Annotated in this window: 21 protein-coding genes and 1 pseudogene; 1 reads left to right on the forward strand and 21 read right to left on the reverse strand. The window is 58.6% G+C overall.

Translation table 11 applies throughout. From position 1 onward, the window contains the following. Positions 1–151: 151 nt before the first annotated feature. Complete coding sequence (locus ACDC67_RS07585; RefSeq protein WP_376691979.1) at positions 152–877, reverse strand: FkbM family methyltransferase; 726 nt, start codon at positions 875–877, stop codon at positions 152–154. Between the two features lie 98 nt (positions 878–975). Between ACDC67_RS07585 and ACDC67_RS07590 the strand changes: the two are divergent. Next, positions 976–1,694: pseudogene (locus ACDC67_RS07590) on the forward strand (transposase). A 91-nt stretch (positions 1,695–1,785) separates the two neighbouring features. On the opposite strand, the gene ACDC67_RS07595 reads toward ACDC67_RS07590, so the two are convergent. From ACDC67_RS07595 to ACDC67_RS07690, 20 genes are all read right to left on the reverse strand, one after another. Continuing rightward, entirely contained in the window at positions 1,786–2,547 is a 762-nt protein-coding gene (locus ACDC67_RS07595; RefSeq protein WP_376691980.1) for an FkbM family methyltransferase, read from the reverse strand. A gap of 68 nt (positions 2,548–2,615) precedes the next feature. Further along, positions 2,616–3,821 (reverse strand): glycosyltransferase family 4 protein, encoded by a 1,206-nt coding sequence (locus ACDC67_RS07600; RefSeq protein ID WP_376691981.1) that lies wholly within the window; start codon positions 3,819–3,821, stop codon positions 2,616–2,618. 57 nt (positions 3,822–3,878) lie between these two features. Continuing rightward, positions 3,879–4,847 carry a glycosyltransferase family A protein gene (locus ACDC67_RS07605; RefSeq protein ID WP_376691983.1) on the reverse strand — a complete coding sequence of 323 codons (969 nt, stop codon included), beginning with the start codon at positions 4,845–4,847 and terminating at the stop codon, positions 3,879–3,881. An 18-nt stretch (positions 4,848–4,865) separates the two neighbouring features. Further along, positions 4,866–6,665, reverse strand: coding sequence for an ABC transporter ATP-binding protein (locus ACDC67_RS07610; protein WP_376691985.1), 1,800 nt, complete (start codon positions 6,663–6,665; stop codon positions 4,866–4,868). Then, complete coding sequence (locus ACDC67_RS07615; protein ID WP_376691987.1) at positions 6,658–7,947, reverse strand: CDP-glycerol glycerophosphotransferase family protein; 1,290 nt, start codon at positions 7,945–7,947, stop codon at positions 6,658–6,660. The genes ACDC67_RS07610 and ACDC67_RS07615 overlap by 8 nt, the downstream gene beginning before the upstream one ends. Further along, a complete protein-coding gene (locus tag ACDC67_RS07620; protein ID WP_376691988.1) occupies positions 7,944–8,420 on the reverse strand; it encodes an adenylyltransferase/cytidyltransferase family protein in 477 nt (158 codons plus the stop codon). The genes ACDC67_RS07615 and ACDC67_RS07620 overlap by 4 nt, the downstream gene beginning before the upstream one ends. A 43-nt stretch (positions 8,421–8,463) precedes the next feature. Next, positions 8,464–9,786, reverse strand: coding sequence for a capsular polysaccharide export protein, LipB/KpsS family (locus ACDC67_RS07625; protein WP_376691990.1), 1,323 nt, complete (start codon positions 9,784–9,786; stop codon positions 8,464–8,466). Continuing rightward, the gene (locus ACDC67_RS07630; RefSeq protein ID WP_376691992.1) at positions 9,783–10,556 is read right to left on the reverse strand and encodes a sulfotransferase family 2 domain-containing protein; all 774 of its coding nucleotides are present in this window, start codon (positions 10,554–10,556) and stop codon (positions 9,783–9,785) included. Before ACDC67_RS07630 ends, ACDC67_RS07625 begins: the two co-directional genes overlap by 4 nt. A gap of 25 nt (positions 10,557–10,581) precedes the next feature. Beyond that, entirely contained in the window at positions 10,582–11,463 is an 882-nt protein-coding gene (locus ACDC67_RS07635; protein ID WP_376691994.1) for a hypothetical protein, read from the reverse strand. Beyond that, positions 11,456–12,247 (reverse strand): methyltransferase domain-containing protein, encoded by a 792-nt coding sequence (locus ACDC67_RS07640; RefSeq protein WP_376691996.1) that lies wholly within the window; start codon positions 12,245–12,247, stop codon positions 11,456–11,458. The genes ACDC67_RS07635 and ACDC67_RS07640 overlap by 8 nt, the downstream gene beginning before the upstream one ends. Further along, the gene (locus ACDC67_RS07645) at positions 12,244–12,903 is read right to left on the reverse strand and encodes a motility associated factor glycosyltransferase family protein (RefSeq protein WP_376691998.1); all 660 of its coding nucleotides are present in this window, start codon (positions 12,901–12,903) and stop codon (positions 12,244–12,246) included. Before ACDC67_RS07645 ends, ACDC67_RS07640 begins: the two co-directional genes overlap by 4 nt. Before the next feature lie 13 nt (positions 12,904–12,916). Continuing rightward, complete coding sequence (locus ACDC67_RS07650; RefSeq protein ID WP_376691999.1) at positions 12,917–13,912, reverse strand: polysaccharide pyruvyl transferase family protein; 996 nt, start codon at positions 13,910–13,912, stop codon at positions 12,917–12,919. Continuing rightward, positions 13,909–14,658, reverse strand: coding sequence for a class I SAM-dependent methyltransferase (locus ACDC67_RS07655; RefSeq protein ID WP_376692001.1), 750 nt, complete (start codon positions 14,656–14,658; stop codon positions 13,909–13,911). The genes ACDC67_RS07650 and ACDC67_RS07655 overlap by 4 nt, the downstream gene beginning before the upstream one ends. Further along, positions 14,561–15,526: a GNAT family N-acetyltransferase gene (locus tag ACDC67_RS07660; RefSeq protein WP_376692003.1), complete on the reverse strand. Its 966-nt coding sequence runs from the start codon at positions 15,524–15,526 to the stop codon at positions 14,561–14,563. The genes ACDC67_RS07655 and ACDC67_RS07660 overlap by 98 nt, the downstream gene beginning before the upstream one ends. Then, positions 15,526–16,218, reverse strand: a complete 693-nt coding sequence (locus tag ACDC67_RS07665) for a cytidylyltransferase domain-containing protein (RefSeq protein WP_376692005.1) — start codon at positions 16,216–16,218, stop codon at positions 15,526–15,528. The genes ACDC67_RS07660 and ACDC67_RS07665 overlap by 1 nt, the downstream gene beginning before the upstream one ends. A 35-nt stretch (positions 16,219–16,253) precedes the next feature. After that, entirely contained in the window at positions 16,254–16,397 is a 144-nt protein-coding gene (locus ACDC67_RS07670; RefSeq protein ID WP_376692006.1) for a hypothetical protein, read from the reverse strand. A gap of 149 nt (positions 16,398–16,546) precedes the next feature. Further along, complete coding sequence (locus ACDC67_RS07675) at positions 16,547–17,902, reverse strand: DUF4910 domain-containing protein (protein ID WP_376692007.1); 1,356 nt, start codon at positions 17,900–17,902, stop codon at positions 16,547–16,549. A 5-nt stretch (positions 17,903–17,907) separates the two neighbouring features. Continuing rightward, positions 17,908–18,972 carry a hypothetical protein gene (locus ACDC67_RS07680; protein WP_376692009.1) on the reverse strand — a complete coding sequence of 355 codons (1,065 nt, stop codon included), beginning with the start codon at positions 18,970–18,972 and terminating at the stop codon, positions 17,908–17,910. Beyond that, a complete protein-coding gene (locus ACDC67_RS07685) occupies positions 18,969–19,697 on the reverse strand; it encodes a DUF6817 domain-containing protein (protein ID WP_376692010.1) in 729 nt (242 codons plus the stop codon). Before ACDC67_RS07685 ends, ACDC67_RS07680 begins: the two co-directional genes overlap by 4 nt. After that, positions 19,694–20,713, reverse strand: coding sequence for an N-acetylneuraminate synthase family protein (locus ACDC67_RS07690; RefSeq protein WP_376692012.1), 1,020 nt, complete (start codon positions 20,711–20,713; stop codon positions 19,694–19,696). The genes ACDC67_RS07685 and ACDC67_RS07690 overlap by 4 nt, the downstream gene beginning before the upstream one ends. Positions 20,714–20,715: the final 2 nt, after the last annotated feature.

The raw sequence follows: 20,715 nt of genomic DNA on the forward strand, positions 1-20,715 counted from the left end.
TAGAGGCCGCGGCCCTGTATAAAATCAACTCGAATCGTGGCCAGCTGGTAGCCTATCCGAAGCGGTCAGCTCACAGAAAGTCGGGAAGAGCTAGATAGCGCTACGGTGATCTCTATTGCGTCGATTCGGCGAATGTGCCAGAGGCTCCCAATCATTTCCGAGCGAAGAAGCCGTTGGCCTCGACGATTGGTCCATCTTGGGATATTCGGCTGACCGGCGAGATTGCTACTAGATGAAAGTCGCTCTGTTCAAGAAATCCTACTACCTCATTCCACGTTGGGATTCCCCGGTAAATCGGAAGGAACGAAAGTTCCACGAGTACAAGAGTTATGTCGATGAGGCGGGGTCCGGCGCCTTGGAGTACTTCAAGGTCATGGCCCTGGGTATCGGACTTGAGCAGAATGTTTCCTTCTTCCAAATTACTCGTGTAGCCAATCCATTCCTCGGTGCTTTCGATAGTAACTTGCTCTTGCCTTGTGTCGTCTGATAACGAGAACCGCGTCGTGGCAAAATCGTTGTGCTCATAAAGGGAGGAAAAGACATCCTTTGTATGTGTGTGGAGGGTTCGCGTCTCCTCCCGCGTTCCAAGGCCGACATTGAAAACATTCCATCTGCAGTCCGAACATGCCCGCTGCTTCAAAATATCGAAAGCGCTCGGAAGTGGTTCAAATGAACATATGACTCCGTCGTAGCCCAGTTTTCGACAGGCGCTTCCGAACTGTCCCCTATTCGCACCCACGTCCAGGATGTTGCTTATCCCATACACCGAGAGTAGCCTTCGAAGCTGTTGGCGATACGTCAGCAAACCTTTGTCAGATGATATTTCTAAGCCTGAGAATTGATATAGCGTGTCTCTTAAGGCTCTCAATCGCGTCATCTAATAAACCCTTTCAGCAGCTGGTGGATTATTTGCGCTTGACGGTCGTGGCTGGCAATTGGGTGGGCCATGTCTGATAGCGTTCAATTGACCTATGTATGGGTAGCGCAAGCAAAGCAACCTTAAATGCAAGAAATTGCTGGGCAAGCCTGACCGAGCCCAATGTTAGCCTTGTCGAATCTTTCTGGAGTTTTTGTGTGTTGACCGGTTCGGATAGGCTACCGGCTGACCCCGGTTCGAGTCCAGTTCCATGCAAGACCGCGAGCTCTACCCCCAGATTCTCAGGATTCAAGCACCCTTTCCACGTCGCCAATCGCCTCGGCGATGCCGTCGACAAGGTCCGCCGGAGTGGGCACAAGGCGCTGCTGGCGACCGAGGGCGGGTCGGTCCTGACCAAGAGCTGCCATCTCTGGTTGCAGCACCCGGACAACATGACCGACAAGAGTTGGGGCCGTCTCAAGGCGCTCAAATCCGCCAACCTCAGGACCGCCCGGGCCTGGGCGATCAAGATCCATGCGATGTGCTTGTGGGACTACCAAGTCAGGAGCTGGGGCGCCGCGCCTGGATGGACTGGTACAACTGGGCGATCCGTTCGCGCCTGGACCCGGTCAAGAAGGTCGCGCGAACGATCAAGGCGCACCTCGAGGGGATTCTCACGGTGGTCGTCACCGCTCCGACCAACGCCCGCGCCGAGGGATTCAACACCATGATCCAGAAGATCAAGCGTGACGCCCGCGGGTTCCGAAACAAGGAACGGTTCAAGGCTACGATCTATTTCCACCTGGGTGGCCTCGATTTCTACCCGGCAGCCGTTTGAAAATGAGTGCTACCCATACGATTCAGTGAAGAGCCCTCTTAGAGACCATTTTATAGGAGGCGTCAACTATCCTGACACAGGGTGGTGGTGCTTAGCTGGGTTCATTTAGAACCGTATTTCTATATAGAAACTTGGATTCCTTCAAACGACATTTAATCAAGGAAAATGAATTCTCATGTAGAAGCCGGTGACAGGGCATTAGCGTATCTTCCTGATTTATCCCCCGTTCATACCCCACTTCAATGACGATAAAATCGATTTTCGATAGTACTGGCAAAAAACCTTCTAGAACTTCTGGCTCAGCACCCTCCGCTTCGACCTTGAGAAGCTTTATTCTATCTATACCAAATCGCTGGATGAGAGATTGACCTGAAAGAACCGGAATTACCTTCTTGCTGAAGTAGGTGGGTGGCTCCACAAATGAACTGTCGGCCGTGTCTGGCTTACTGAAAAATTCGAGCTCCCCTTCGAATGACCAAAGACCGCCATTGTAATGCCGGCAGCCGTGAATATTTTCGCAGAGCACTTCATACTCTTCTTTTTCAGGCTCTATCCCTATATAGCTAATATTCCGAGTTTGCGCCCAACGTCCTAGCTCCCCAATATTCGCGCCGCAATCAACCATGAGGTCTTCGATCTTCCAGTCCACACTACTCAGGAGGTAGGATTCTGCCAATCGATCGATTCTGGCTTTTATCCCCTTGTAGTAAAATCGCGCTCTTTCCAGGTGGGCAATACGAATTTGTGTTTCGCCATCATCGACGAGATAGCCAATTCGGTCTTCCGGTTTCGATATCTTGATTGCTCTACCCTTCAATCTATTTTTGAGGTTTCTTACAAGCATTCGGGACATGACCATCACTCCAGCCGGTCTTCAGGATCGCCGTTTTCTCTGTTCTCGGTTCGATTTGCCTTGGTCCATCATAAGCGAACCGGACCGCCACATCCGGAAAGTTTATGCATGAGGGCATCAGCCTCAATCGAGTAGCGTTTGAAAGAGCAGTGCTTTTCAATCAGAGATCTTGCTGAAATAACTACTTTTTCAGTATTGGTTGCGTCCTCCAGGATCGCAGTCGCCGCATCATGGATTTCTTTTTGGTCACCGGCGTGGAGGCTAAAAAAATCCCTACATGGCCTCAGTAGCCCAAGCATCCCCGGAAGGGGCCTCGATACAACTGGAATGCCAAGTGCCATCGCCTCTCTGACGACCCTTGGAAAGCCCTCTGCAAAAGAGACCTGAAACAAAGCTTGGCAATTGGCCAAATATACTAGAACGTTGTCCTTATGGCCATGAAAGTGAACCTTATCTCCGAGCCGCGCCTTTTCGACCCATCTGATACACTCTTGGTAATACTCCTGTTCCAGCGGTTTGCCGAGGAAATGCAAATGGACTTCTTCATTTTCTCTCAGCATACTTTTCAGCCCTCGCAAAAGACCAAGTTGATTCTTCCTCGCCTGGAATGAGCCTATGGCCACAAGCGCCCTCTGACCAGGCGGGTACGGACTCTCGGCTTGCCTGGCTGTCTCGATTGACTTCCAGTCGACACTTGGCGTCAGACATACAAGTTTGCCCGAAAGGCCGGGCTTTGTTTCTTCAATTTCCCGTACAATTTCAGTGGATTGGCACAAAATGTGGTCATAAGAGTCCATCACGACCGAATACAGGTCTCCGTCCGGGTATGATTGTCTGAATTCGCTCAGGCGATATTGTTCAAAAGCTGCAAGATCGCCAGCGTGATTGAAGACCACCGGAGCACTTGTAATTCTTCTGAGCTCACTGAGTGCATCTCGAGATAGCAGGTTCTTTGCAAGTACGACATCGGCCCCTTCGAGGGATTTTCGTCCCGCCTGGCGGCCGCTGAGTGGCATCCGGTCCAGCAGTCCGCCGACAGCATGTCTCCACCCCGCTGGCGGGGATATCGGTGGGAGCGGGGATTTCCTAACAATTCCCGGCGGAATGCCAGTTCGCTGTGATGCGCGCGCACGCAAGATCCCAAAACGGTACTCGAATCCGGTGCAGTACTGGGCAAGAACAGATACTTCGACGCCTGCAGCCAGTAGCGCCAGCGTCAGGTCGGAAAAGCTTGCAGCCTCACCGTTGCGACGGGTGATATTGCTGTGCAGCATGCAAACCCTTAGCGGCCGGCGGCTCGCATCGGTTGCTTGTACCATTGGGGCTGCCATTTAGCGAGTATCCGATCGAGTAGCGAGGGTCCGATCGAGGCGCCGCTGAATTGCTCGGTTCAGGTCTTTCTGCACTTTCATCAGCCTGGCAATTGCTCGCCGCCAACCTCCCTGCTCCTCGAGGCTGGATCGACCCCCGACGAACGACCATTGGCGTTTGCCTTTCACTCCTTCGCAGGTCAGCCACTTTTCAGCGAACGGGCGAAGCGAGTTGTGTGTCGTAAACAGCGCTCTCGTGGCACTCTGATCGAGCTGTGTGTAAGGATGAAAGCCGGCACCCGCCAGCCGTTCCTGAGCCTTTAGTATGGGGCCTCTTGATTTCCCCCGGTGTGATATTGGCATTGGCAACCACATCATGAAGGGGCGAATCGCAAGCCCCATGATCAAGCCGCGTCGTTCGGCCTCTTCGTTATTCGACCCTTCGCCCCCCTGGAGGGGGCCGAACAGTTCTTGGAAGCGGTGCGCATGGAAGACTCCTACGTCGATGAATGCTCGCTGCCGACTATGGCCCGGCTGCCTAATGTACGCATTGTTCGAGGGGTCGATGACGGTTCTTTCGGTCTCGTCTCGTGCATTGGCAAGTTTCATGAAACAGGGTACATACTGAGTCGCACTCTCATTAACTCTGAAGAATTCCTGAATCGCCTGGCGATCCTGCCGCTCTAGGGGCCTCAGCATCTGCATGTCGTCCTGAATGAACAACGCGAATTCGGTTTTCGCGTCGACAGCATCATCCAGAGCCCACTGCATGTTCTGGTTCAAGCCCCCGACCTTGTAGTCACCATCCGAATCCGCGGTCCGATGAATTCGGAACCGGTCGGACCAGCGCTCGAGAACCTCGCAGGTCAGGAGGTCCTGGCTATTGTCATCGATTACATGAACTTCGTGTTCGGGCAGGCAGCGATCGATGGAGCCCAGGCAGTTGTCCAGAAACTCGCCACGGTTGTACGAGAAGACGTAGACTTTCATTCTGAAATCTGGCATTAGTCAGCCAGCCTCGGCGATGCTGCGAAAAATGTCGTTGCTTTCCATCAGCGAATTGTAGGAACCTGCACCGACGACCCGCGCGTGATCCAGGACATAGACTTGATCGCAACGTTGAACGGTGCTGAGTCTGTGTGCAATGATGATCATGGTCTTTTGGCCGGCTAGTTTGTCGAGGGTCTGCATCACTGCACGTTCAGTACGGTTGTCGAGCGCGCTGGTAGCTTCATCCAGGACGAGGACGGCGGGGTCGTGGTATAGCGCCCGGGCAATTCCGATTCGTTGTCGCTGCCCACCCGACAGGCGAACGCCACGCTCGCCGATCAAGGTCTCATAGCCCTCTCTGAGTTCGTTTCCCACAAAGTCGTCGAGCTGCGCGATCGAGGCTGACCTGCGGATTCGTACGTCGTCGATCTGTTCTGGTGGGATGCCGAATGCGATATTCTCCCGAATGCTGCCGTCGGTGAGATAGATGTGCTGGGGTACGTAGCCGATTGTGCGTCGCCAGGCGCGCACGTTGTCCGGCGTGATCGGGGCTTCATCGACGCACATCTCGCCAGCTGAGGGCCTGAGCAGGCCGAGGACGATGTCCACGATCGTCGTTTTCCCCGCGCCGGTGCTGCCGACCAGTCCGATTCGCGTCCCGACCGGGACGGAGATGTCTATACCCTTGATGGCGTCCGTGTTCGCGCCCGGGTAGCGGTAATGGATGTTCCTGAGTTCTATTCCTCGCTCAACCTTGAGTGGTGACTCGCGCCTGGTGCCGAGGTGGCTACCGGTTTCGGGTGTCAGTGATTCCAGGGTATCGTGCAGGTTGTCCAGGGCGGGGCCCGAGAAGCGTAGCTTCCCGAGGTTGACATACATCATCTGAAGCGCCGGCTTCATTCGAAGGACAGCGAAGGCGAACAAGGCGAGTATCGGGAGTGTGGATCGCAGTTCATCCGGTCCGGAAACGGCAAACAACGCGAACAGAACGACACCGCCCATGATGAAGGCTTCGATGATCAGCGGCGGGACACCCGACAGGATCGCAGATTTGGCGCGCATCCCGGCAAACTCTCGTGCGGGTTCCTTGAATTGTTCCAGCGCAGCGCCTTCCAGGCCGCCGATCTTGAGCTCCTTGATGCCCCCGAATGATTCGCTGATCGCGCGGAAGCGGCGCTGGTTGGCGGCCAGGCGCCGTTGGCCGAGACGCTTGAGAGGTCCCCGGAGCACCATGTAGGCCAATATGTAGGCAACTAGCAATCCCAGGCCCGCCGCGCCCGCTAGAAGCGGGTCTACGATGACAAGCAGTCCGACGATGAAAAGCGCGACCAAACCCTTGGACAGGACTTCCATCAGCGGCTTGATCGAGCCTGCTAGCACGGCTTCGACCTCGGAGAGCACTGTCTTTCCGATATTCGAACTATGCTGATTGAGAAACCATTCATAGGGTTGACGGAGATAGCCAGCCACGAGCCGCCGGGCCAGGGAGTAGCCGATTCGCTCACTGAGTTTGGCCATGGCCCATTTGAACGTGATCTTGCTGCCGATCGAGACCAAGAGAACCACGAAGAAGCCCAGGCCCAGGAAGAAAAGGAATCGACGTTCGGTCTCGAAGCCGAGGGTGACGTAAAGCCACTGTAGCCATTCGTTTTCATGAACCAATTCGGGCTGCGAAAGTACACCAATGAATGGCAGGACCGCCGCCACGCCCAGAACTTCGGCCAATGCTGTGGCAACCATCAGCGCGAGAACCAACAGGGCCCTCTTCGATTCCGCTCTTGTGAGCAATTGAAGCGTCTTGCGGACGTTGTCAAACACGGGCTGTCGGCTCCGCTCCGATGGTGGCAACGATGTCGGAAACAATCCGACCGCAACTGTTTCCGCCGTTGGTGTCGAATATTTCGGTCAGGAGTTCCTTGCGCCTTGCCTGGTACCCGTCCTCGAGCCGAAGGGCTCTCTGGATCTGGTCGAGCATCTCTTGTGGCGTGCCGACGACCGGACCGGGAACGTAGCGATCGTAATCGAAGTAAAGCTCTCGTTCCATCTTCTGGTAGTGCTCGATATCGAATGGATAGAAGATGATCGGTCGGTCGAGCAGCAGGTAATCGTAGAAGATGGACGAGTAGTCGGTCAGCAAAATATCAGCCAGTGCCAGGATGAGGTAGGGGTCCATGCCCGTCGGCATGCAGTCAATTCGGTCATGGCCGTTCTGTTCGAAGCTGGTGAAGTCCGTCGACATCGGGTGTGCCTTGATCAGAAGGTGTGCATCGAGTTGCGACAGGTGCTGATCGAGTTCGTCCGCGTTCAGTGCCTTTTGATACTGGCCCGGATTCTCGTTGCGGCGAAAAGTGGGCATGTACAGTACGATCCTGCGGCCCTGGGCCTTTAGGCCGTGCAGGCGGTCGAGCCATCTTGATTCAATCGATAACAGCAGCGACGGAAAGCCGGGGTCGACCAGCCGGTCGTTTCGAGGATACCCCAACGGCAGCACTCGCTCGGGATCGATGCGGAAGGCGCCGGAAAAAACCGGCACCTGGGAGTCGGAAGACACCACGATGCGGTGGGGCTTTACAAGGCGCTTGAGTCGGTGAGGCCAGTTCGCCAGCCGTTTCAGTCCCCGGGCATTCCGATAGCGGTCGAAGCGGTTGTCGAAGTTGATCTTCTTCAGGGGCACGCCGTGCCACAGGTTGACGCGGAATGCGCGGCCGGAAAGCCAGAGACAAATGTCGTCGACCGTGTGCGTGAAAATGTACGTGCCGGCTCGGAGGCAGAGCCAGATGCCGCGAACGCTGTACAGGGACGCGGCATCGCCACCGAGATCTCTCAGTTCCTCGGCCAGTTCGAGGTTGCGAGTGATCCAGACCGCTCTGATGCCTGGTTTTCGGTTGGCGCTGATCCACGCATGGAGGTGGCGCGTGTTGTCGGTGTAGGTCAGTCCGTCCCAGGTTCCGAGCACCCACAGGTCCTTTCTGCGGGGCACCAGGAAGGACAGTGCCCAGATCGGCAGCAGGGCGATCATGGCGAACATACGCCGCCAGTTCGACCCCATGATCAGTCGGGCCTGCGACTGGAAGAGTCGCTCGAATCGGGTGACGGTCAATGGAGGTCCCGGTTGAGGAATTCGAGGATCTCGATTGCCGACACCAGGTCGCTGTCGCCAACGGACGAGAGGCGGTCGATGGCGTCCTTGATCGAAGTGGTCGACACGTTTCGTGTTCTGGGTAGATAGCGGACTTCGCAGTAGGCGGACAGGTCATCGAACTTACCTTGCCAGTCCTCGCCCATTACGAGCAGGTCCACATCGTGACGCTTGATATCCTCGACTTTCTGTTCCCAGGCATCCTCGGGAATGACATGATCGACCCCCTTTAGCGACGAGATGATCTCGGCGCGATAGGGGTAGGAGAATATGGCCCGCTTACCCTTCTTCAAATTGAATTCATCGGTGGAGACGCCGACGATGACGCGCTCGCCCAGTTCCGCGAGACGTTGTATCAACCGAACATGACCGACATGGAACATATCGAATGTTCCGTAGGTCAGGACGGTCATTCCCCTTTTGTCGTGTTCCATGATCCCCTCTTTTGGGCCTCCATCCGGGAAGCCGTGATTGTGCTCAGGTCAGCATGCGTTGAATCGAGTCGGCAATCCGCGTGTGATTCTCGGTGGACTCGAGGTGTGGATTCGGGTGGCCGATTCGCTTGAATATCTCGCCCCTGCCGCAGCGTGCGAGCAGTTGACCCACGGCCTCTTGCAGTTCGTCGTGATCGATCTGGGTGTTCAAAATGTCCTCGACCCTGAAGTCGTGGCTGTAGAAAACGACGCCGGGCAGGGTTCTGTACCAGCAGCCGGGGCCGAAAACCAGCACGGGTTTGCCGCCGGTGATCGACTCCCATCCCACAGTGCCCGTTATTGTCGCTGCGAAGCGGCATTTGTGCAAAAGCTCGTACGTGTCGGTTTCGACGGGCACCAGTTCGGCATTCGCAATGCCGTTGAGGCGCTCGTAGAACCATTTTCCTCGCATGAAGCCGGGCTGGAGCGGATTCTCCTTGACCAGAATTTTCCAGCCATCGGGCAGTTTGCGCGACAGTTGCTCGATTGCCAGGAGCTGGTCGTCGTACATGCCGCCCCAGGCGGTCGTGTTCTGCTCGGGCTGGAAATGTAGCGGGAAGTAGACGAAATCACCGCTGGTATCGGGCTTTCGGACGGTAAGCCGTTGGTTCCAGTAGCGGTATTTTCGCTCCTGGACGTACTGGAATGCGGCTTCACCGATGTTCCCTCGATGCCAGGTCTTGGCGAGGAACGCGTACTCCGGCCAGGTGCGGGCCCGGTCACGCAGGCTCTTGCGTTTGTGGGCCTCGACGTAGGGCAGGTCCTTCTCGAACTGACGCTCGATCGGCATCGGCTCCGGATTCTCCAGAATCCTGGATGTCCTGAACAGGCCATAGTCTTCGTGCTCAAAGACGTGGAAGAAGCGTCCGGGGAAGTGGTTGCGCTGAAGAATCAGGGTCTTGATGCCAAGGGCGCGTGCAACGTGATAGGCGATGAAATCGGCTCCCGTGTGGGGTGCGCGATTGAACACCGCCAGGTCGATCGCCTCGTCGGCGAACGTCGTGGCGTAGTAGTTGATCTGGATGTTGAAGATGTCGACGAAGTCGTGAATGGTCTTGAGGCTGTAGCCGAACTGGTTGACCTTGTTGTTGCGGGCGTACATGCTCATGAACTGGTACAGCCGGGGATAAAGCCGGTCGTAGAGCTCCGGATCGATGCCCCGGTAGCTGTGGGGGCCGAGATGCCGGGCTCGCTCCTCGTGGTCCGGATGTGCGCCCTGCAGGGCTTCGCGTGCCCAGATCGTCCGTTTCCAGACGCCTCGCTCGCGCAGAATGGGCGCGATATTGCCCCACAGGTATTTTCCGAGGTGAAGATAGACGTTGTTCATTCGCAAAAGCGATAGTTGAACTGGTTGATTTCCGGTTCATGAGTCCGCCGGATCATTTCCGTTTCATGGTCTGTGTAGAAGCTTGTGTAGTCCCACCCCGGGCCACGCTTGAGAGTCGGGAAGCATTCGGGTTCGAACGGGATGCCGATGCGATGACAGATCGCTCGCATGTCATTCTGCAGGCTTTCGAAGCGTCCGACGAAATCGACCGCGACTTCGCCTCCCAGGGTATACATGGGCCAGGTATTGACCGGTACCGGACGTACTTTCTCGGGGTCCGGCCGGTCGGGATCGGCAATTCGTTCGACGAACTCTTCAAACGACACTCCCTTTTCGGCTGCGCGTGCCCACGTGAATTCCGAAACTGTGCGGTCCCAGGGGTTGCGCACGAAACAGAATTTGAAGAACTGCTCCCATTCTTCCGGGAAGGTTGCCGCGATTTCTTCGGCCGTCGGGTGCATGGGCTTGGCGGGAAACCATCTGGCCCAGTGGGCCCGGTTCGCGGCGTTGAGCAATTGGCCGGCCGTGGGTCGCCGCCGGGTGCGTATCGATTGGCCCAGGCGTCGGGCGATGGCGCGGATGCCGGCTGGCTTGAAGCATTCGCGTACAACGCGGCGCGTCGTTTGCCCGCCGGCGTGCAGTGAGCCCTTCCAGATCCCGATCTGGATGTCGTCCGGACCGAGATGACGGTTCAGGTAGGCCGTAATGGACGAGCCTGCGGCCTTTCGGCAATGAACGAAGATGAATCGGTGCTTGTAGCTGATGATCACGAATCTCGAATCTCGTCACGACCAATCAGTCGGTCGCGGTCGGGAAGACGTCCGGCTTCGTCTGCCAGGTCGCGATGTCCCAGATCTTGAAAGGCGCCTCGCAGACCAGGTTCACCGATTGTCGGGGCGATTGACCGGGTCGGCGCGGCGTGACGCCGTGTATGGCATCCGGTCCGTGCAGGAAAAGGACAAGCCGGTTTTCCCTGGCATCGATTGTCTTGACCGGCTCGACGAGGCTCGGTGGAATCATTCGGTCCCTCCAGTACTCCCGGTTGCGGGGCTCCCGGAAGCGGTAGAAGACCAGGTCGCCGCCTTGTTCGGCGCCGACCCCGCGGAGATAGAAAAGACCCGCCCAGAGCGCCACTTCGCGATCCACGTGAGGGCCCAGTGGGCTCCCGGCTGCATCGGCTGGCGTTACGTGGGAGATCTGGCACTCCAGCCAGGCGTCTTCGTGCCCGCCTTCGCTCCCGTTGCGCATGGCAGGGCGCAGTTCGTCAAGACCCGCGCCCGCACGTTTCCGGAATACGGCATCGGCATCCTGGAGGAACCGGGAGAAGACGGACAGGCAAGTTTCGTAGAAGTCCTGGCTGAGATGCTGTTGCAGGAAAGTCCGCCAGGGCGCCGACAAGTCAAGTTCCTCGTCCTTGAGTAATTCTGCCGCTGACCTTCGGTGGTAGCGGTTCGGACCCTTGAGCCGCGGCCCGGCCAGGTAATCGTCGGCGGGCATCGAGCGGCAAAGTGCGGCGAATGCCTCGTCAGGGAGTGCGTTGTCGATGACGATGTGCGGGAAGGGCTCGGGGATCACTTCCGGCCAGTTGTCTTCGCGGATCAGCAAGTAGTCCCGGGCGGCCGGTGAATCGTCGCTGAAACGCCCGTGACTTACTGAGCCCGCGCGAGTTTCACCCATCGCGTTGCACTCTCCGGATTCCCACCGCATGCGGATAGCCTTGTTCGCTGACATGTGCGGTTTCGTAACCCGCATCGGCCAGTTCGCTGCGAACTTCCTCGGCCGTGAATCGATGGCGGTAGTTCCAGTCCATGACATCTCCGTCATCCAGCGGCTTCTCTCGCCGCATACGCCGGATCAGGCTGGCCACGGCGCGTTGTGTTCGATCTCCGGGGCCGGGCTCGCCTTCCAGCGCAAAGTAGCTGAGGAGGAGCGGGGCGCCGTCGTCAAGGTGCCCGGCAAGCGAGCTGAGGAACTCGACGCGCTTGTCGCGATTCATGATCAGTGTATAGGAGCCCCAGCCGACCACGACACCGTCGAATCGCCCGGTTGTTGCCGGTGCTTCGTCGCGTGGGCAGATCTGGACTCGACTGTTCATCCGATGCTTTTCAAGGTGACGATTAGCGGCCGCGGTGAGCTCGGGATTGCACTCGAAGGCTTCCAGTTCGTAACCCAGCGGTTCCAGGGCGAGGACCTCCCGACCGCCGCCGGCGGCGGTGATCAGCAACCTCCCGCGTGACGGGAAATGAGCCTTCAGCGCTTCGCTCTCCCATGGCAGGAGGCCGCGGAGATTGTGGCTTTCCGATGCCCACTTGCCCGTCCTGCCCGCATTGAGTTCGTCGAGGTAGTGGAAATCCTCGCGACGGAACAGGCCAAGCGCCAAGCCGGTTGCCAGGCCGGTTTTAATCGGGCTCCTGGCTAGCCAGGGATAGGCTCTGAAGTAGGCTTCAACTATTGGTTTCAATTGTTATTCGGTTTCCGATTTCCGGGAAACCGTTGGTTCCACTCGGGCGGGCCGAATAGCTCTCGGGTAAATCCGCTCATGCTGCGAACTTTTTCGAGCGCGTCGGGGTGTTCTTCGACAAAATCCATAAGCGCCTTGCGGTAGCCTCGTATGTAGTCGGAATCAGGGTCCTCTAGGCCGAATCGCGGCTCGTCGCGTTCCAGGCTGGACCGCGAAAAGTAGCCGTCGCCCCCGTTCATCGGCATGCCGCAAAGCACGATCTCCGAAAAACCCATCTTGATTGCGATCTTGATGGCGCTGCCGCCGCTGGTGGCCAGGGTGACGCAGCCGGGCCAGTAAACGTGGATCCCGGGCTGCAGGGCGCGTTCACGCGGCTTGCCCGTGTGAACGATGATCCCGGGATTCCTGCTCAGCTTGCGAAATCGTTCGGCCTTTTCGGGATGCTGGGTCATCAGGAAATCCGCGTGGATGACCCGGGCGGACTCGTTGACGGCGATGACTGATGCTTCGGGCATTCGTGCTTTGCCGGCATCGAATTCCTCGAGCAGGGCCGGCGCCGAACCACAGATCAGGGCCTGCTCGGGAAGGTTCTGCCCCGCCAGCCAGCTCTCGCCGTGCTCGGGTGTGCACGTGCCGTGTCGATCTGAGTCCGCCACTATTTTCCGCTGTTCACGCGACCTGGCGAATCCGCGTCATCATCCGATCATTCGAGGCCTGGCAAGACTCGAGATAGCGATCGAGGCGAGCGCGTTCGTGCGTTGACCATGCCCGGGGCGCCGCGCTTGCGATGTCGGCAAGTTCGCGGACTTCCCGGACTACCCGGTCGGTGCTTCCGAAGGCATCCTGTAGCAGCCAGGAGATCTTCGGGATGCTGGATTCCACCGCGAGGAATGGTGCGGCGGTCAGCAGGCACATCGTGACGGCGTGATAGCGACCCGTGATGACTACGGAACTGTCGCGGATCCGGGAAATGTATCTGTCCAGGCCGGGGCGGTGTCGGATCTTGTCGAATATCCAGCGACGGGCTTTTCCCAGATACCTTCGGGGTGTCGCGATGCGGTGCGGATGCGGAAACCTGGCGTACTGTATTGGAATGTATGGGTAGCCCTGGCTTCGAGCAAAGCCTTCAAGTTGTCTCGAAATGCCGCGACTGGCGCTGTCGGTCACCATCGGACGAGAGCTCACGCTGCTTTCGTTTCGGTGATCCAACGGGTACGCGAGTGTCAGATCGGAAACGGTCTCGGCGTCTATCCCGGCCGAACCCAATGCCTGCGTACTGGCTGTGTCGCGCGTGAAGATCAGCGCGTAGTCGGACAGCAGATCGTTGATCTCAGGCTGGTTGTTGTGAACCGTGGCGTTGATCAGCACGCTGGGTATGTCGAACTTTGTCTTGAAGTGTCCGGCAACGCTGGCGAAACGTTCTGCCAGCGGGTGGTCCTGGCTGTCGTGGATGCTGCCCTCGGCGTTGACGAGGACGAGATCGACGCGACGCCGGCGATTCAGGGTGCGGCTCGTTCGCCACTCCCTGCCGGTTGGCCAGCACCATTCCACTTTCATTCGATGCTCTCCCAGGAGGCGGAAGAGGTTCCTCATCACCAGCCAGCATCCCATGTGGTGCGCATTGCGGGTATCGTTGATGATGCCGACACGAATCAGTCCGCTCATTTTCTGGCCCGCACTTTGAACTCCTCGTCCAGGATTCGGCCATCCTCTTCGGACACGCGGTGGCATTCGACTTCGGTCGCCGAGAATCCGGAGAACAGTCCTCGGATGTCTTCGGGCTCGAAGAAGCAGGTCACACCGACTGTCTCGAACTTGCCGGCCGTGAAGTTGTTCCAGGTGTGTGGGCCGATTCGGCTTCCGTAGTTCCGGTCCGGATGGTTGACGCCCTTCAGTCCGATCGAGAAGAGTTGAGCCCCCGGCTTGAGGACGCGACGCGCCTCGTCGAGTGCGCGAAGGACCTCCGCGTACTCGTTGTGCACGATCGCCGCGCGGTCAATGACCATGTCGAAGTAGTTATCATCGAAGGGCAAGTGGGTGAAGTCGGCCAGTTGAAGCTCGGCGTCGAGCCCCCATTCCCCGAGCTGGCGTTCGGCAATGCTGATTGCGGCTTGCGATGCGTCGACTCCGTATGCCTGGAAGCCTTCTTCGGCCAGAAATCGCAGATTGTTGCCGGTGCCGCAGCCGAGGTCGAGAACTCGGGTCCGTGACCTGGAGGCGTTCCCCAGCGCGCGCATCACACCGGACACCACGGTTGTGTAGGGCCAGCGGTTGATCTGGCGACCCTGCCGGTAAACGCGATCTTCCCACGCGTTATCCACCCGCGGGTGCATAGGTGATATTGAAGTAGATCTCGGCACGGGCGTTGTAGCTGTGCTTGTCGGCGGCGCGGGTTGGACTGTTGGCGCCATTGAAGTCGAAGGTCTCCTTGCCGTCGGCGCGGGCCCGCTGGATACCCTTCCAGGTTGTCCAGGCGGCCAGGCCTCGATCACGCCATCTTTCGGAAGCGACGCACAACACATCGTTGGCCTCGCGTGGGCCGTAGATGAGGACGATGACTGATGCCAGGCTTCCGTCCTCTTCGTCGCGCCAGGCAAGTACGGCACCTCGTCCGTTATCGGCGGCGGCAATGACGCGTTGGAGCGTGTCGATCCTCTCGCTCGGGATGCGTTGATCCTGACGCAACATCGGTTCGTTGTGGAGCGCCACGATTTCATCGGGGCTCCAGTCCGATGTCGGTCCACGCAGACGGGTCGGTTTCAGCCTCAGGTCACGCTTGCGATTGCGCGCCATGTCCTGTCGAAGTTGCTCGATAGGGCGCTGGAGGTCCTGAATACGCGCGGTCTGTCTCACGTGCAACTGGAACCGTCCGGAGTCGGCGTGATCATGATTCCACCAATCGAATGCCCGCATGTCCGTTTCGCCCGGCGGCATCGAGAAGCGCAGGGCGCCATAGTGGGACAGGACCTGCGGGATCAGCACCTCGAGAGCCTGCTGGCGAATGGCCTGGTAGCGATGATATTTGAAATCGTGGATCTCGCCACTGAACATCGGGCCTACGTAGTAGAGGAAAATGGGCGGTCGAGCCATCTCCGACTCCGTCGCGCAGACCGGCCAGACGGCGACCAGGTCTTCCGATCGCCACGCGCCCCACCAGTCGACTCGATCGGCACACTGCGCGAGCATATCCGGGTGCGTGAAGCCGGTCGCCTGGGGCGAATCGGTCCAGAAAGCGGCGGCCTGGGAGTCCGTGATCGGTTCGGCACGAAACTTTCCCATCAGGCTCGATGCGCCGTATGCAGTCGGCGCCAGCACTTCGCAGCTTCGTGTTCGGCCAGGTCCAGCTCCGGATGCTGTACGAGAATGCTTCCGATCAACTGGCGATCCCGTTCAGAATCCACGGACAGGTGAACCGATCCCAGGTCGCGCAGATCGGTTGCCAGCGCATGAATTCGGAAGCTATCGGGCTTCTGATAGAACAGCGTTGTGACATGCTCGAGTTGCTCGGTGGTTTCTGCCATTTCCCATGCCCTTTCCAGGGCGTCGGTGCGGATGACTTCTGTCGTCAGTCCGGCCGGAACCGGCGAGGGCAGGTGAGTCGTCACCAGGTCGAGCGGATCGCCTTGTTCGAGCCGGAGGCGCATCAATTCGAGGCCCCGCTGCATGTCCATGAGCGGCAGGAAGGGTCGATCCCCGCAAAGGCGGGCAAATGCGTCAAACCCGGCGTATCGGGCCGCTGCTACGGCGCGGCCCAGTACATCGTTCAGGGGGCCGCGGTAGGTCTTCAGCCCCAGCTCACGAGCATGTTCTGCCAGCTCGTCATCACTTTCTTCTTCCGAAGTTGCCAGAACGAGTTCGTGGCCCAGCAGTTCGGCACGACGAACGACACGATCGAACAGGGTCGTTGGGCCAAGTTGCTTGAGCATTTTGCCCGGCAGTCGGCTCGATGACATGCGGGCGAAAAGGATCACTCCCAGTCTTGGTGAACGCTTCAGGGCAGCAGTCCTCAATGCGGGAAGTAGCCGAGCTCGTGGAGATCCTGGCCAAGCTCACGCTGCAGCCGTTCATTGGAGGCGCGATAGTGCCGGCTGATCTTCTGTTGCAACTCGGGCGTGAGCGTAATGCGCTTGTCGCTCCGGCTGGGCGTCATGTGCCACATTGCTCTTGCTCGCCTCCGCAGCAAGGGATTTCCGGGGCGACTGCCGTGTGATTGCCCAGACTTGAAAATCGGGTGAATACGCGCTTCTGGAGGTGCGATGTTCCGGGCTTGGAGATCCTCCCGTTGCACAACGAGTTTGTTCAGTGTGTGCTCCTGCCTGTATTCGCCGGGTCAACACCTCTCTCGATCAGGCCGTTTGCTTCCAGCAGCGAGACGATTCCGTCGATTTCCCATGCCGGAAGCGACAGGTGGTCTGCCAGGTCGACGAGGCTGCATGTGCCATCCGAGAGCGAAAGCACATCAAGCATTGGGCGCACCGATTCGGTGCTGCGCTTCTTGCTGAGGGAAGGATAGAGACCGCGACGTCCAAGCTGCGGTTCGCCCAGTACGAGACATCTCGGATAGCAGTGGCTCTCAAGCGCTTCGAGCATTCGTTTGTACAGCGCGAAGGAGCCGCCGAGACCTTCTGCCGTAACCACGTTTTCGAGATCATCCTCGGAGGTGTGGTACTCGGGATATTCGCCGTACTTCGAGCGCATCACGCTGGCCACGGGCAGGTCGATGCCCGGGGCGCAGTAGTTGCTTTCGTCGCTGGCGCGGTCGAGCCAGCTGTATCGTGTGAATCCTGCGGTTTCATGCTTCAGGACATGGAGCGCGACTGCGTCCGACAGCGTGGCGCCGTGGCGAGAAGGCAGGTAGGACCAGCTGCGTTCATCTCCGACGCAGGTGATATTGAATCCTGCCACGACATTCTCTCGGAGCGTATCGAGCCGGCTGTCCAGATAGGCAATCGACCCGATCATCTCCGGCACGAAAACGATCCGGTAGGTATAGCGTCGGGGAGCTGACTGAATCCACTGAGCAAGATAGGCGGTCAGGCAAGGGCCGGAAAGCTCGTTGTTGGCCATCGAGGGGTGGCAGCAATACGTTGAAAGCAGGACTTCGTCTTCGCTTTCGCCCGGGATGATCAGTTCGCCAAGCGTGATGCTGCCTTCGAAGTGCCGCGCGTCGATGTAGGCCCGGTAGGTGCCTTGTTTCAATGCCTGACGCTGGTTCTCGGACAGACAAAAGCCCCACGTACGGCTGTAATAGGACGTCACGTAAGGAACGGCTTGTGGCTGATCGGGTAGCGAGTGCAGATGTGACTGCAGCTCTTCGAGGCCCATCTTCTGATCTACTGCCTCGGAGTAGCCCACGACGTGCAGGTTGTTGTCCTTGAAGTCGACGATGCGCTCGCCATCGGGGCCTTCTAGCCAGGCCTCCCGGATCTCCCACTCGTCGGGAACGATCCAGTCCAATACCCGAGTGCCCGATGGCACCTCCATCAGCCGCAGATCCGGGAGCAGTTCCTTAATGATACCCAGGGTCTCGCGCAGACCCGGTCCGGAGATCGAGCGGTTGATCGGCCAAAGGCGCTTTGCCAGTGCATGGATTGCCTGACCAGTTGATGGCTTTGTCTGCTGAGCCTGGCCGTCAGTTGCAGTCCGGGAAGTCATCGAGATCAGGTCAGCAGATAGAGCCGGTTGCCCGAGGCCTGGATTGGTTCGAAGCCGTCGTCGACGCGCTTGCCGAACTTGTTGGCCAACCATTCGATCGCTCGAGGGGTCCAGCCGGTAAAGTGCTGAATGGCGGTGGGCTGGCTGAAATGATCGAGAACCAGTGCACATGATCGGGCGCGGATGAACAGCTCTTTCATGAAAGCAAACGGGTTCTCGAGATGGTCGAGGTACTGGAACAGGCCGATCAGGTCGAATTCGCCCCGTTCGACTGCGTCCCAGTCCTGCTGCTCGATACCTGTTTCACATCGCAGGGCCACAGTGCATCCCTGACCTTCCATGCGACACGCGTTGCCCCAGTAGTTCGGCTCGGGTCTAGCGAGAAATGCAACGCGTTCGATTCGCGATTTGGCGATTGGCAACATGCCCCACAGGGGGCAGCCAACTTCGGCGTAGGCTTTCACGGCTCCGGTCCGCTCCAGGCACCAGTCCCACATCTGGCGAGAGCGAAAGCCCGCGAAGCGCTTGAAGGGCGCCGGTTCGTCCATCGTCGAGCGGATCAGGCTTTCCTTCTCACGCACAGCGTCGCAGTCGCCGCGTTCGATGGCTGAGTCGATGGCCGGGCGTTCGGGGTGGTTGTCCAGCGCCGGAATGGAGTCGATGATGGAAAGCAGCGCTCGGCGCCATCTCGCGGCCTGCTCTTTGTCCTGCGCCTGCAGAGTTGATTCGTAAAGTTCGAGCTCGGCGAAGAAGTTGTCCGGCGTGAACCGTCCGGAAATGGCGTCCCAGCCCTTGGGGTGCCAGGGAACGGCCTCGCGAAACAGGGTCTCCAGGAGCGATCGGGAGAACCAGCGGCGCTTGTAGACGAGCCCGCAAGAAACGCATTGGACATTGGACAGTTGTTCGATCAGCTCAGATTCCCCGATTCCGGCCAGCTCGGCCAGCTTTTCCGAGTAGAGGTTGGGGCTGGAAACCGAGTGCGTCTCGCGCGCAGCGCTGCCGCAAAGCGGACACTCGGCAACTTCGTGGAGTACCTCGGGGGAAGCGATGGCTGAACCTGTCGTGTTCATTGGCGGTCGAGGGCGACCGAAAAGCTGCTGTACTGCCCGGTGCGTACGAACGATGGGCTCTGTCGCGCTTCGAGGCGGCTGAGCCAGAAATCGAGCTGCTGCTCGAGAAAATCGCATTCGAGCACTCGTGCTGCGCGCTTGAGTTCCGGGCCGAGGCCAAGGGCTTTCGAGCGTCTTGCGGCCGCGCCCCCACGGACATCGTCGGGGTCTTCCGGGCTGCCGTGAAGATCGATCGCGTCGTCGAGCATGTCTTCGAGGTCGTCGGCCACTCGCATCAGCACGACGGCGCCCTTGTCCCGCAAGGCCTCGTCGGTCCATTCCTCCAGGCGCTCGACCTCGAAATCGTGGTACTCGCTGACCAGGCGTTCGCATTCCTCGCCGAACAGGGCAGCCAGTCGTTCCTTGCGCTGGGACAGCGATAGCCCCTGGAAGGGCACCCGGCGCTGATACATGGCGTGCAGGATGCCCGCGATGACGACGGGTGCCTTCTGCCCGGCCAGGCAGAGCAGACCGGCGACGCCGGCCAAGTGACAGGCGAATGGCTTGCCCGAACCGCGGAACATGCCTGCCGTGCCCTCGATGGCCAGTAGCCAGGCCTGGTTGGCGGTCTGAACGGCTTTTTCTGGATGGTCGCAGTCGCGCATGGCGCGGTAGAGCTGCAGGTTGGTCTGGGGGATGAAAGCACGGTTTCCGGTTTCCGGTTTCCGGTTTCCGGTAGGGCTCATTCTTCTACGTCCAGTGCTTCGAGTGCTCGGGTGTCGCGTTTGACGCGCTTGCCGATGATGTCGCGGTATCGCCGGGCGTCGATGCCGTGATTGGGGCGCAGGGCGACGAGGTGTTCCTGCTGTATTTCTTCGCCGGCTTTGAGATCAACACGGGAATACAGGCCGCGGCGGAAACTGGTCACGTGGCCGGGATCGATTTCGCAGGGTAGAGGCTGTTTATCTGCGCTTCCGAGCAATTCGGAAAACTGGTCCAGTTGTTCCCGTAGTGCCTTGACTTCATCACGAGTCAACGAGACCTTGTGGTCGCGAAAGCTCTTGCCTTCCCTCGAGTCCGTGAAATGAAATTCCAGCACCTGCGCATCGCGAGCTGCAGCAAGGGTCAACGCTTGCGTGCCTCGCGTATGGTCTGAATAGCCGACGGGACGGCCGGTGGCCTCGCGCAGAGTATCCATGACGCGCAGGTTCGCATCGGTGTCATCGATCGGGTACATGGCCGTGCACTGCATCACGGCGATCATTTCAGGGTCGCGATACGCCGGATTGCATTCTTCGATGAATCGGATGGTCGCCAGGGTTTCATTGAGTGTCGCCAGTCCGGTAGACAACAGCAGCGGTTTTTGTCTCCGGGTGAATGCTTCGATGATCGGCCAGGCCGTCAGATCACCGGATCCGATCTTGTAGTGATCAAGATACGGATCGATCCATTCGAGCATGTCCGGGTTCCAGACGGACGCGGCATAGCGCACGTCCGCGGTCTTGCATCGCTCCGCAATCTCCAGGTGCTGTTCTCGGCTCAGTTCGAATCGCTGGAAATGTGCATTTCGATCAGGAGATTCGACCGGGCTGACCAGGCTGTCGCCCGTGTAGAGCTGGAACTTGACGCAGTCCGCGCCGGAGTCAATGGCAAGGTCTGTCAGGTGTAGTGCGTACTCGAAATCACCTTCATGATTGCCGCCGACTTCCGCGATCAATAGCGGGCCGTGCTTGCCTTGCCAGGTGGAATTTGCGTCGGTCATGC

This window comes from Wenzhouxiangella indolica, assembly GCF_042310355.1.
Taxonomy (GTDB): Bacteria; Pseudomonadota; Gammaproteobacteria; order Xanthomonadales; family Wenzhouxiangellaceae; genus Wenzhouxiangella.